Origin of the sequence: Rhizobium sp. J15 (assembly GCF_002531825.1) — a bacterium.
Lineage (GTDB): Bacteria > Pseudomonadota > Alphaproteobacteria > Rhizobiales > Rhizobiaceae > Rhizobium.
The window spans coordinates 112,619-125,417 of record NZ_NWSX01000011.1; the positions used below are offsets into that span (position 1 = coordinate 112,619).

The following is a 12,799-nucleotide window of genomic DNA, read 5'->3' on the forward strand; positions in this document are numbered from 1 at the left end:
TTTGTTCAACGGCGCGATCAAATGTCAAAAAATGCCGCAGCCTGCCTGGATTTGGCCCGCCATTTATTGACTCGCCCGTCTTAACTGGTATGTCTCACCCGCTTTCACTCGATGGTCTTGGAGGCTCGAGACCATCCCCCGACACCCGGAGCTTGCGGAAAAGCCATGACCTCTCCCGAACAACACGACCGGATGGCGAATGCGATCCGTTTTCTCGCCATGGACGCCGTCGAAAAGGCGAATTCCGGCCACCCGGGCATGCCGATGGGCATGGCCGATGTGGCAACGGTCCTGTTCACCAAATATCTGAAGTTCGATCCGAAGAAGCCGCACTGGCCGAACCGTGACCGCTTCGTGCTCTCCGCCGGCCACGGCTCGATGCTGCTCTATTCGCTGCTCTATTTGACCGGCTATCCTGACATGACGGTCGAGGATCTGAAGCAGTTCCGCCAGATCGGTTCCAAGACCGCCGGCCACCCGGAATACGGCCATGCCACAGGCATCGAAACCACGACGGGCCCGCTCGGCCAGGGCATCGCCAATGCCGTCGGCATGGCGATCGCCGAGCGCAAGCTGCGCGAGGAGTTCGGCGCGGACCTCCAGGACCACTATACCTACGTCATCAACGGCGACGGCTGCCTGATGGAAGGCATCAGCCATGAGGCGATCGCGCTTGCCGGCCACCTGAAGCTGAACAAGCTGATCCTCTTCTGGGACAACAACTCGATCACCATCGACGGCGCCGTCTCGCTGTCGGATTCGACCGACCAGATCGCCCGCTTCAAGGCTGTCCACTGGAACACGATCGAGATCGACGGTCACGATCAGGCCGCCATCGCCGATGCGATCGAAGCCGCCCACAAGTCCGACCGCCCGACCTTCATCGCCTGCAAGACCGTCATCGGCTTCGGCGCTCCGAACAAGGCCGGCAGCCACAAGGTTCACGGCAGCCCGCTCGGCGCCGAGGAAATCGCCGCCACCCGCAAGGCGCTGAACTGGGAATACGAGCCCTTCGTCATCCCCTCCGACGTTCTCGATGCATGGCGCGTCGCCGGCACCCGCTCCGACAATGTCGTCAAGGCATGGGAAGAAACTCTTTCCAAGTCGCCGGCCAAGGCGGAATTCTCCCGCCGCATGGCAGGCGAACTGCCGGAAGGCTTCGATGCCGCGATCAGCGCATATAAGAAGAAGCTCGCCGAGACCAGGCCGACGGTTGCGACCCGCAAGGCATCCGAGGACGCGCTTGAGATCATCAACGGCTTCGTGCCGGAAACGCTGGGCGGCTCCGCCGACCTGACGCCGTCCAACAACACCAAGACCAGCCAGATGCACTCGATCACGCCGACGGATTTCGCCGGCCGTTACGTGCACTGGGGCATCCGCGAGCACGGCATGGCCTCGGCCATGAACGGCATCGCCCTGCATGGCGGTCTCATTCCCTATAGCGGCGGCTTCCTGATCTTCTCGGATTATTGCCGCCCGCCGATCCGCCTCGCAGCCCTGATGGGCATCCGCGTCATCCACGTCCTGACGCATGACTCGATCGGCGTCGGCGAAGACGGCCCGACGCACCAGCCGGTCGAACAGCTCGCCGGACTGCGCGCCATCCCGAACCTGCTGGTCTTCCGTCCGGCCGACGCCACGGAAACGGCCGAATGCTGGCAGATCGCCATCAAGACGCAGAACCGTCCTTCGGGCCTTGCCCTGACGCGCCAGAACCTCAGCCCGGCCCGCACCGAATACAGCGAAAAGAACCTCTGCGAACAGGGCGCTTACACGCTCGCCGGCAATGCCGACGCCAAGGTGACCATCTTCGCCTCCGGCTCGGAAGTCGAAATCGCCGTTGCCGCCCGCGCAGCCCTCGAAGCCAAGGGTGTGACGGTGCGCGTCGTATCGGTTCCCTGCACGGAACTGTTCTTCGAGCAGCCGGATGCCTATCGCAAGGAAGTGCTCGGCAACTCGCCGGTCAAGATCGCCGTCGAAGCCGCCGTCCGCGAAGGCTGGGATGCCTTCATCGGTCCGGAAGGCACGTTCATCGGCATGAAGGGCTTCGGCGCTTCCGGTCCGGTCAAGGACGTCTACAAGCATTTCGGCATCACCGCCGACGCCGTCGTTGCGGCCGCGGAAGCAAAGCTTTAAGGAGAGCGCCTTGAGGCGCTCTCCATCTCCTCAATTCCAGGCCCTCTCTATCGGGCCCTATTCATCGGGAGTGAATGAACATGACAGTCAAGGTTGCCATCAATGGTTTCGGCCGCATCGGCCGTAACGTCCTCCGCGCTATCGTCGAATCCGGCCGCACCGACATCGAAGTCGTCGCCATCAACGATCTCGGCCCGGTCGAGACCAACGCCCACCTGCTGCGCTACGACTCGATCCACGGCAAGTTCCCGGCAACCGTGAAGGTTGAAGGTGACACGATCGTCGTCGGCAACGGCAAGCCGATCAAGGTCACGGCGATCAAGGATCCGGCAACGCTTCCGCACCGCGAACTCGGCGTCGACATTGCGATGGAATGCACCGGCATCTTCACCGCCCGCGACAAGGCCGCCGCCCATCTGACGGCCGGCGCCAAGCGCGTCATCGTCTCGGCTCCTGCCGACGGCGCCGACCTGACCGTCGTCTACGGCGTCAACCACGACCAGCTCACCAAGGAGCACTTGGTCATCTCCAACGCTTCCTGCACCACCAACTGCCTGGTGCCGGTCGTGAAGGTTCTCGACGACGCCGTCGGCATCGACCACGGCTTCATGACGACCATCCACTCCTACACCGGCGACCAGCCGACGCTCGACACGATGCACAAGGATCTGTATCGCGCCCGCGCAGCCGCCCTGTCCATGATCCCGACCTCGACGGGCGCCGCCAAGGCCGTCGGCCTCGTGCTGCCGCACCTCAAAGGCAAGCTCGACGGTACCTCGATCCGCGTTCCGACCCCGAACGTTTCGGTCGTCGACTTCAAGTTCGTCTCCAAGAAGGCGACCACGGTCGGCGAAATCAACGAAGCCATCAAGGCCGCCTCCAACGGCGCGCTGAAGGGCATCCTCGGCTACACCGACGAGCCGCTCGTCTCCCGCGACTTCAACCACGACAGCCATTCCTCGATCTTCGCGACCGATCAGACGAAGGTCATGGAAGGCAACTTCGTGCGCGTCCTGTCCTGGTACGACAACGAGTGGGGCTTCTCCAGCCGCATGTCGGACACGGCCGTTGCCTTTGCCAAGCTCATCTGAGAGCCTGACGAACGACTGATTGCAGACGGCCCGGGAAACCGGGCCGTTTTGTTATAGGCGTCGCGCCGGATCGGTCGCGAAACCTGCTATGGTGCACCAAGCCCTGAACCGCATCGGCGGCCGGGGAGATAGGGAGAGATGGATGGATTACTTTACCGTTGAGATTGCCGGCCGCGCCATTGCCAGCTTTCGCTCGAAAAACCATGAGGAAGCGACGCATTTCTTCGAGGCGGAAGATTTTCGCGACGACCTGACCATCCTGGAATCCGAAGGCAAGCCCCTGTGGGACCGCAAGGCCGCGCTCAGCCTGCGCAAGGCGACCGCCGAGGAAGCCAGCGAAGTCGAGCACGCCTATGAATTCGACGATGATCCGCAAAGGACCATCGACGACGAATTCGTCGTTTTCCTGGTTCCGGTCGAGGATCTGACCGACGATGGCGAGGATACCGAAGACTGACCGTCGCTCCGTAGCGTCTTCCGGTTTTGAAAGCCGCCCGAAGCGACGGGCTCGGTGTGGCTGCAAGGATGGAATCACGGTTGGCAATCCGCTGGCCAAGCGTGATAGATTGACGCTGCAATGATCCAGGCGGAGGCGATAAATGACAGAGGCGCAAAAACGTTCGCCCCACACGACCCTCAAGCGGCGGCAGCGGTTTCACCGGAAGCGCGACGTCAGACCTGCCGTGCTGGCAAGGGCTGATCGTCTGGTCATACGGGTTGCCGCGGTCATCGGCATTGCGTTTCTCGCCGTCATCATACTTCAGGCCGTGTTTTGATAGCAGTCGCCCAATCCGCGGCTGCAATCCCTTCCCCCGTCATCGGACAAGGCGAATAACGCAGGAGCGTGCCTTATCCTGTCGCCGCATCGAGATACCGGCAGTAAAAATCGCTCTTCCCGTCTTTCGCCCTGCTCTTGCCTGATTTTCTTATACATTCTTTGTAGAGAGTTTCTCCCGTAGCATTTCCGTGTCGGTGGCCGTCCGGCAGCCGTTCAGCAGCATGATGCAGCACGAGACGAGGTTAAGCCGCAAGGCCTACCCTTCTCTGCCGTTTTGCCGTTTACTGATGGACCGGCGCGCGTGGTGGAGGGTGGAATAGACGGATCGGCCAGGGGTGGCCGCATCCGCGAAGCAGTCGATGGAAAGGGGCGGGCATGGAAGCGTTCTATATCGTGGTGCTGGTCGCGACGGCGCTCGTGCTTCTTGCCGCTTTTTCGAGCCTGCTCGCCTTCCGCTTCGGCGCCCCGCTGCTGCTGCTCTTCCTGATGATCGGCCTCGCCGCCGGCGTCGACGGCCTCGGCATCGAATTCAGCAACAATTATCTGGCCTATATCCTCGGCTCCATCGCCCTTGCCGTCATCCTGTTCGATTCCGGCTTCGGCACGCCGATGCAGGCTTTCCGGCTGGCGGCCGTGCCCTCTCTCACGCTCGCCTCGGTCGGCGTGCTGATCACCGCCTCGCTCTTTGCCGTCGCCGCCATGTGGCTGCTGAACTTCACCTGGCTCGAAGGCCTGCTGCTCGGCTCGATCGTCGCCTCGACGGATGCCGCAGCCGTCTTCTTCCTTTTGCGCATCGGCGGCATCAACATCCGCGACAAGGTGCGCTCGACGCTCGAAGTCGAATCCGGCACCAACGATCCGATGGCGATCTTCCTCACCATCGCCCTTGTCGAAGTGCTGGCGAGCGGCGAGCGTTACCACGGCATCAATATCGGCATGCTCGCCATGTTCGTGCAGCAGATGGGGCTCGGCGTCATTCTCGGCCTGCTCGGCGGCATGATGATCGTGCTGATCGTCAGCAAGCTCGATACCGATCGCGGCCTGACGCCGATCTTCGTGCTGGCGCTCGCCCTGCTCGTCTTCTCCTTTGCCGGCACGGTCGGCGGCAGCGGCTTCCTCGCCGTCTATGTCGCCGGCATCTATGCCGGAAATCGCAAGATGCAGGCGATCGGCACCATCAAACGCTTCCAGGACGGCATGACCTGGCTGGCGCAGATCATCATGTTCCTGGTGCTCGGCCTGCTCGCCACACCGTCGCAATTCCCCGTCATCATCGTGCCGGCGATCCTGCTCGCCCTCTTCCTGATCTTCGTCGCCCGGCCGCTGGCGATCTGGCTGTCGCTCCTCCCATTCGATTACACGCAGCAGGAAATCGGTTTCGTCGCCTGGGTCGGTCTGCGCGGCGCCGTCTCCATCCTGCTGGCCATCATGCCGATCCTCGGCGGGCTGGAAAACGGCCAGATCTATTTCAACACCGCCTTCATCATCGTGCTGGTTTCCCTGCTCGTCCAGGGCTGGACGATCAAACCGGTCGCCAAGAAACTCGGCCTGATCATTCCCCCGCGCATCGGCGCCGTCGACAAGGTCGAGGTCGATCTGCCGGGTGCTGCCAACCACGAACTGCTTTCCTACCGCGTCATCAAGGACAGCCCGGTGCTGCGCGGCGAGCGCATTCCGCGCTGGGCCACACCCTCGCTCGTCATCCGCGACGGCAAGTCGATGCGCTACCAATATGCCGGGCGGCTGCGCGAGAACGATCTCGTCTATCTCTTCATCGTGCCGAGCTATTCCCGCCTGCTCGACCGGCTCTTCGCCAGCCGCGCGCCGGTCGATGAGGACGATGCCGAATTCTTCGGCGCCTTCGCGCTCTCGCCCGCCCGCCCGGCCGCCGATCTCGATGCGGCTTACGGTCCCGGCCTGCTCAATGAATCCGAAAAGGGCCTGACGATCGCCGAACTGATGCGCCAGCGCCTCGGCGGCAAGGCCGATTATGCCGACCGCGTCCGTCTCGGTTCGATCATCCTCATCGTCCGCGATCTCGACGAGCACGACCACATCACCTCCGTCGGCATGTCGCTCGAGGCGGTCGAACCGGCGATCACGCTGCCGATCTTCATCAATCTCAAGGACATCATCCAGCGCATCCGCGACCGGCTGAAGGGACGCCGGAACCGCGAAGCCGCGGCCTCCGAAACCGCGCCGAAAGCATCGGCCGGACGCGAGGAAGCCACACGCGAAAACGGCCGCTGAACGCCTTGCGTCTCGAATGATCCTTGCTATGGTCTGCGCGACTTCCGCCAACCAAGACTGGATCTTCCCCATGCCTTCTTTCAAGACCCTCGACGATCTTTCCGATATCAGCGGCAAGCGCGTTCTCGTCCGCGTCGACCTCAACGTTCCCGTCAAGGACGGCAAGGTCACCGATACGACACGCATCGAGCGCGTGGCGCCGACGATCCTCGAACTGTCGGACAAGGGCGCCAAGGTGATCCTGCTTGCCCATTTCGGCCGGCCGAAGGATGGTCCGTCGCCTGATCTGTCGCTGTCGCTGATCGCCCCTTCGGTCGAGGAAGTGCTCGATCATGCCGTGCTGACGGCTTCCGACTGCATCGGCGAGGCCGCCGCCTCCGCCGTCGCCGCGATGAATGACGGCGATATCCTGCTGATGGAGAATACCCGTTTCCACAAGGGCGAGGAAAAGAACGACCCCGATTTCATCAAGGCGCTTGCCGCCAATGGCGATATCTATGTCAACGACGCCTTCTCCGCCGCCCACCGCGCCCATGCTTCCACCGAAGGCCTCGCCCATCACCTGCCGGCCCATGCCGGCCGCACCATGCAGGCCGAGCTGGAAGCGTTGGAAAGCGGCCTCGGCAATCCCGCCCGCCCCGTCGTCGCCATCGTCGGCGGCGCCAAGGTCTCGACCAAGATCGACCTCTTGATGAACCTCGTGAAGAAGGTCGATGCACTCGTCATCGGCGGCGGCATGGCCAACACCTTCATCGCCGCCCGCGGCACCAATGTCGGCAAGTCGCTTTGCGAACATGATCTCGCCGAGACCGCCAAGCAGATCATGATCGAGGCCGCGACATCAGGCTGCGCCATCATCCTGCCGGAAGACGGCGTCGTCGCCCGCGAATTCAAGGCGGGTGCGGCCAACGAGACGGTCGACATCAACGCCATTCCCGCCGATGCCATGGTGCTCGACGTCGGCCCGAAATCCGTCCAGGCCATCAATGCCTGGATCGAACGCGCCGCAACCCTCGTCTGGAACGGCCCGCTCGGCGCCTTCGAGATCGAGCCCTTCGATGCTGCGACGGTCGCCGCTGCGAAATACGCCGCCGAGCGCACCGCGGCCGGCAAGCTCATCTCCGTTGCCGGCGGCGGCGATACCGTCTCGGCGCTGAACCATGCCGGCGTTGCCGACGAGTTCAGCTATGTCTCGACCGCCGGCGGCGCTTTCCTGGAATGGATGGAAGGCAAGGAGCTTCCCGGCGTCGCAGTCCTCAACGCGAGATAACCGCCGGGCGGATTTGACAGGTTTTACATGTGGATAGACCGCGGCGGCGACGAGCCTTCCGCGGTCTTTTGCTCAAGGGGTGGAAAAAATCCCAAATTTTCAAACGATTGAATTGATTTCAATCGTTTCAATGACTTAGGCTTCCATTTTCCTCACTATAAACTTCTGTTATCGCCGTCCTATATTCTTAAACCGCCGATGTTTAACGCTGTGGAGAGAACGAGATGAGCGAACGACTGGAAGACATTGCAGTGCAGATGGTTGCGGGCGGCCGGGGACTGCTTGCGGCCGATGAATCGACCTCCACCATCAAAAAGCGTTTCGACACGATCAACCTCGAATCGACCGAAACGAGCCGCCGCGACTATCGCGAGATGCTCTTTCGCTCCGACGAGGCGATGAAGAAATATATCTCCGGCGTCATCCTTTTCGAAGAGACGCTTTTCCAGAAGGCCGCCGATGGCACGCCCTTCGTCGACATCATCCGCGCTGCCGGCAGCATTCCCGGCATCAAGGTCGATACCGGCGCCAAGCCGATGGCCAAATTCCCCGGCGAAACCATCACCGAAGGCCTCGATGGCCTCGGCGAACGCCTTGCCAAATATTATGAAGCCGGTGCCCGCTTCGCCAAGTGGCGCGGCGTGATCGCCATCTCCTCGTCGCTGCCGACCCGCGGTTCGGTCCGCGCCAACGCTCAGGCGCTCGCCCGCTATGCGGCTCTCTGCCAGGAAGCCAAGATCGTTCCGATCGTCGAGCCGGAATGCCTGATGGACGGCAAGCCGGGCGATCATAATATCGACCGCTGCGCCGAAGTCACCGAATCCACGCTGCGCATGGTTTTCGAGGAGCTGGCCGAAGCCCGCGTCAGCCTCGAAGGCATGATCCTGAAGCCAAACATGGTGATCGACGGCAAGAACGCCCGCAAGGCCTCCGTCTCCGAGGTTGCCGAGCGCACCGTCCAGGTGCTGAAGCGCACGGTTCCCTCCGCCGTTCCCGGCATCGCCTTCCTCTCCGGCGGCCAGACCACGGAAGAAGCGACTGCCCACCTCTCCGCGATCAACGGCCATGACCTGCCCTGGCTCGTCACCTTCTCCTATGGCCGCGCCCTGCAGGACAGCGCGCTCAAGGCCTGGAACGGCAAGCCGGAGAACGTCGCCGCCGGCCAGCGCGAATTCACCCACCGCGCCGAGATGAACAGCCTCGCCGCCACCGGCAACTGGAAGAAGGACCTGGAAAAGGCCGCCTGATTTCAGATAGGCTCGAATGGAATGAGGAAGGGGCGGCAACGCAAGTTGCTGCCCCTTCCGTATTGTCTCGGCGACAAGAAACCGCTTCGCCCCGCCAAAAATCGTGATTATTCATAACGGCCGCTGCAACAGGAGCCGCTATGGATACCATCTCCTACATCACCGTCGATGTCTTCACCTCCACGCGTTTCGAAGGCAATCCGCTTGCCGTCATATCGGATGCGCGCGGCCTCACCGACGCGGCAATGCAGAAGATCGCCACCGAGTTCAACTATTCCGAAGTCACCTTCGTGCTGCCGCCTGATGACCCTGAGAATTCCGCCCGCGTGCGCATCTTCACCCCGACGATGGAAATACCCTTCGCCGGCCATCCAAATGTCGGCACCGCCTATGTGCTCGGCCAGCGGGCTGAGCTCTTCGGCAAAGCGGTCGGCGATACACTGCGTTTCGAAGAAAAGGCCGGCCTCGTCGAGGTCGTTCTGCAACGCAGCGACGGAAAAGTCGCGAGTGCAGCCATCCGCGCGCCGCAGCCGCTGACGATCGGCGACACCATCGCGAGGGAAACCGTCGCACGCTGTGTCTCGATCGACCCCGGCGCCGTCGTCACGACCACGCACGCCCCGGTCTTTGCGTCCGTTGGTCTCAACTTCGCCGTCGCCGAACTGAACGGGCTGGAGACGCTCGCCGCAGCCCGCCCGAACCTCGCCGGCTTCCAGGCGGCGGCCGGCCGCCAGACGACCAGCGGCCATGACTTCTCGCTTTTCGTCTATGTCAGGACCCCCGAGGATCCGTGGACCATTCGCGCCCGCATGTTCGCGCCGCTCGACAACGTGCCCGAGGACCCGGCGACGGGCAGTGCTTCTGCCGCCCTCGGCGCCTATCTCGTCTCGCTTGCGCCGCAGACTGACATGCAGGTCCGCATCACCATCGAACAGGGCGTCGAGATGGGCCGCCGCAGCATCATCGCGCTGGATGTCAAGAAGTCCGGCGGCATCGTCACCGATGTCGTCATCTCGGGAGGCTGCGTTTCCGTCATGCGCGGAGAAATCACCCTGCGGGACTGACACGCCCGGGCTGAGCCCGGGCCTACATCAGGAAATCGCGCGACAGCAGCGCCACCGACCATATGCCGAAGGCGATCAGCGCGATCTTCCAGAAATCCATCCGGCGCCTGAAGCCGGGAAGCCCGATCGGCTTGATCACCTGTATCGCCATGGCAAGGATGAGCAGCAAGGCTATCAGCTTTGTCATGCTTTATTTTTTCCGTTTTTCGGAATGCCACAGGACAGACATTTTTCCGCGCGAACAAGAGGACCGCTACACGCCGTAACGGCATTCCGGGGCACAATCAATCATCTTGAGGCTGGGCTGACGCTGCTCTTGCCTTATGTCTTGTCAAATCGCTTAAGACCTGAGTCGGGGAAATGAAGAGAAACCTGCTGTCCGTCGCCGCGCTGCTCTTTGGCACGCTCTTCCTTTTCATGGGCAACGGTCTGCAGGGCATCCTGCTTCCGGTGCGCGGCAATATCGAGGGCTACGCGACGACGACGCTCGGCCTGCTCGGCACCTCATGGGCCGGCGGCTTCGTCATCGGCTGCCTGGTGGCGCCGAAACTGGTGCGCCGCGTCGGCCATGTCAGAGCCTTCTCCGGCTTCATCTCGATCATCGCCATCATCGCGCTGGTCAGCGGCATCATCATCGACCCGTTCTGGTGGGTGGTTCTGCGCGCCGTAACCGGCTTCTCCACCGCCGGCACCTCGATGATCATCGAAAGCTGGCTGAACGAGCGGGCGAGCAATGAGAGCCGCGGCGCGATCTTCTCGCTTTATATCGGCATCACGCTGATCGGCGTCGTCGGCGGCCAGATGATGATCCCGCTCGAAGATGTGCGCACGCCGGTGCTCTTCATGATCTGCGGCATCTTCTATTGCATCGCCATGCTGCCGACGACGCTGTCGACCGCCGCCTCGCCGCAGCCGTTGAAGGCGGTGCGCCTCGACCTGCCGGCGCTCTATCGCAACTCGCCGGTCTCCTGCCTCGGCATCCTGCTCGTCGGCATCGCCAACGGCGCCTACGGCACGCTCGGCGCCGTCTTCGGCGCCGGCGCCGGTCTTTCAGACACCAGCATCGCCGTGATGATGAGCGCCACCATCTTCGCCGGCGCCCTGATGCAGCTGCCGGCGGGCCGCCTTTCCGACCGGATCGACCGGCGCTACGTGCTCGCCGCCATGTCGGCGATCGCGGCGCTGGCCGGCCTGCTGATCTTCCTGCTGCATCCGACGTCCGCCGTCCTGCTGATCGGGCTCGTCGTTCTCTATGGCGCGGTCGCCAACACGCTCTATCCGATCGCCGTCGCCCATGCGAACGACTTCGCGGCGGCAGAGGATTTCGTCAAGGTCTCCGGCGGCCTGCTGCTGCTCTACGGCGTCGGCACGGTGATCGGCCCGACGATCGGCGGCCCGGTCATGTCGGTAATCAGTCCGCATGCGCTCTTCCTCGTTACCGCCATCGCCCACCTGCTGATCACCGTTTACGCCATCATCAGAAGCCGCATCCGCGCCGCTGTGCCGGCGAGCGACCGTGACGCCTACACGACGATCCCGACCGGCACGTCGCCGATGCTGACACCGCAAAGCATGTCGCTGGCAGACCGCGGCACCGGCAGCAAGTCTCCCGAAAGCGGCGATCCTGCTGTAAAGTTCGGATAAAACAACCGATACGGATGAATTCAGGCCGCACCGGCCTAAATTCGGAATCCGTATCGCCGAACTTTCGCAACGGAGGAGGAACCATGAGCTTCATCGATGACGACCGGCCGCAAAAGAAAGCCGCCCATGAGATCGGCGCCGATCTCTCCCTGCTTTCGGTGGATGAACTGAAGGCGCGGGTGGAATTGTTGAAGACGGAGATCGCCCGGCTCGAAGCCGAGGCCGCCCGCAAGGCGTCCGGCCGGCAGGCGGCGGAAAGCTTCTTCCGCTCCTGAGCCTGCCGGCAAAAGCGCGTGGCGATTTTGCCGGCTGCGGCATCCTGCAACCATCGACCTGAGGCGCGGGCCTGAGCGATTCTTAAGGATCGCGATCCGCCTGGCCCGCCGAAACCCATTGAAAAAACAATGGGCTGGATAGCAAAAATGAGCTGGCCTCAAGTCTTAATTCGGTACAATGTTAATAAATTATTAAGCTTTCTAAGATATTACTGTACTCATCCAGATTTTCTCTGGATTCTCAGACAGTTTTCCAAGCGGTGAATTGGTCTGATTTTTCTCCCTGTTTTACCTTGAGAGCCGCTTTTGCGGCTCTTCTTTTTGCTATGGCCGCGCCTTTCCACGAAACTGTGGAGATTAACCCTTTCTTAAGAAACGGCTTGCGCAATTGCGCTAATGATACCATTCTTAAAGACATAAAGACCGGCCCGGAAACTTTTCCCACGGCGCCGGCGTTACCTGAACATAAGTAGCTGCGTGCAACAGGGACTATTGCGATGTCGGAAGTTGGAGTGAACACGATCAGTTTTGCAGGCCGCGCCGCTGCATCTTCGCAGTTCAAGGCACTCTATGCGGAAGGCATGTCGCTGGTTGAAGAAACCGCCGCCTATCTCGACGGCCAGGGCCGCGCAGCCTCCAAGGTTCTGCCGCGCATGGCCTCCGTTCTCTACGCCGCGGAATCGATGCGCCTTACCACCCGCCTGATGCAGATGGCCTCCTGGCTGCTGCTGCAGCGCGCCGTCAACAACGGCGAAATGTCTCGCGACCAGGTGCTGGCCGAGAAGAACAAGGTTCGCCTCGACGGCTTCAACGTCGATCGCGCCGCACCGGGCTGGGGCGATCTGCCGGAATCCTTCCGCGATCTCGTCGAGCGTTCGCTGCGCCTGCAGAACCGCATCGCCCTGCTCGATCGCGAAATCTACCGCCCGTCGGAAGCCTTGATCGTTCCCGACAATCAGAACAGCGTCCAGGCTCAGCTTTCCCTGCTGCAGACGGCCTTCGGCAACAACTGATCGATCTGACAGACTTTCAAACAAAAAC

General features: G+C 62.2%; 12 protein-coding genes. 11 read left to right on the forward strand and 1 reads right to left on the reverse strand.

From position 1 onward, the window contains the following. Positions 1-165: 165 nt before the first annotated feature. The 8 genes from tkt (at position 166) to CO670_RS12670 (ending at position 9,839) form a co-directional block, all read left to right on the forward strand. On the forward strand, positions 166-2,139 hold the full coding sequence (tkt, locus tag CO670_RS12640; protein WP_097590549.1) for a transketolase: 1,974 nt from the start codon (positions 166-168) through the stop codon (positions 2,137-2,139). A gap of 80 nt (positions 2,140-2,219) precedes the next feature. Further along, positions 2,220-3,230 carry a type I glyceraldehyde-3-phosphate dehydrogenase gene (gene gap / locus CO670_RS12645; protein WP_097590592.1) on the forward strand — a complete coding sequence of 337 codons (1,011 nt, stop codon included), beginning with the start codon at positions 2,220-2,222 and terminating at the stop codon, positions 3,228-3,230. A 142-nt stretch (positions 3,231-3,372) separates the two neighbouring features. Then, positions 3,373-3,687 (forward strand): hypothetical protein, encoded by a 315-nt coding sequence (locus CO670_RS12650; protein WP_097590550.1) that lies wholly within the window; start codon positions 3,373-3,375, stop codon positions 3,685-3,687. A gap of 142 nt (positions 3,688-3,829) precedes the next feature. Further along, positions 3,830-4,006: a hypothetical protein gene (locus CO670_RS32925; protein WP_176538929.1), complete on the forward strand. Its 177-nt coding sequence runs from the start codon at positions 3,830-3,832 to the stop codon at positions 4,004-4,006. A 377-nt stretch (positions 4,007-4,383) separates the two neighbouring features. Then, positions 4,384-6,258: a potassium/proton antiporter gene (locus tag CO670_RS12655; RefSeq protein WP_097590551.1), complete on the forward strand. Its 1,875-nt coding sequence runs from the start codon at positions 4,384-4,386 to the stop codon at positions 6,256-6,258. A gap of 70 nt (positions 6,259-6,328) precedes the next feature. Continuing rightward, positions 6,329-7,528 carry a phosphoglycerate kinase gene (locus CO670_RS12660; RefSeq protein WP_176538930.1) on the forward strand — a complete coding sequence of 400 codons (1,200 nt, stop codon included), beginning with the start codon at positions 6,329-6,331 and terminating at the stop codon, positions 7,526-7,528. A gap of 224 nt (positions 7,529-7,752) precedes the next feature. Then, positions 7,753-8,775, forward strand: coding sequence for a class I fructose-bisphosphate aldolase (locus CO670_RS12665; RefSeq protein ID WP_097590553.1), 1,023 nt, complete (start codon positions 7,753-7,755; stop codon positions 8,773-8,775). 140 nt (positions 8,776-8,915) lie between these two features. Further along, positions 8,916-9,839: a PhzF family phenazine biosynthesis protein gene (locus CO670_RS12670; RefSeq protein WP_097590554.1), complete on the forward strand. Its 924-nt coding sequence runs from the start codon at positions 8,916-8,918 to the stop codon at positions 9,837-9,839. A gap of 22 nt (positions 9,840-9,861) precedes the next feature. On the opposite strand, the gene CO670_RS32930 is transcribed toward CO670_RS12670, so the two are convergent. After that, complete coding sequence (locus tag CO670_RS32930) at positions 9,862-10,026, reverse strand: hypothetical protein (protein WP_088677937.1); 165 nt, start codon at positions 10,024-10,026, stop codon at positions 9,862-9,864. Positions 10,027-10,199: 173 nt separating this feature from the next. On the opposite strand from CO670_RS32930, the gene CO670_RS12680 reads away from it, so the two are divergent. The 3 genes from CO670_RS12680 (at position 10,200) to CO670_RS12690 (ending at position 12,771) form a co-directional block, all read left to right on the forward strand. Beyond that, complete coding sequence (locus tag CO670_RS12680) at positions 10,200-11,483, forward strand: MFS transporter (RefSeq protein ID WP_097590555.1); 1,284 nt, start codon at positions 10,200-10,202, stop codon at positions 11,481-11,483. 83 nt (positions 11,484-11,566) lie between these two features. Next, on the forward strand, positions 11,567-11,758 hold the full coding sequence (locus CO670_RS12685; RefSeq protein WP_088677935.1) for a DUF1192 domain-containing protein: 192 nt from the start codon (positions 11,567-11,569) through the stop codon (positions 11,756-11,758). Between the two features lie 497 nt (positions 11,759-12,255). Next, entirely contained in the window at positions 12,256-12,771 is a 516-nt protein-coding gene (locus CO670_RS12690; RefSeq protein WP_097590556.1) for a DUF1465 family protein, read from the forward strand. Positions 12,772-12,799: the final 28 nt, after the last annotated feature.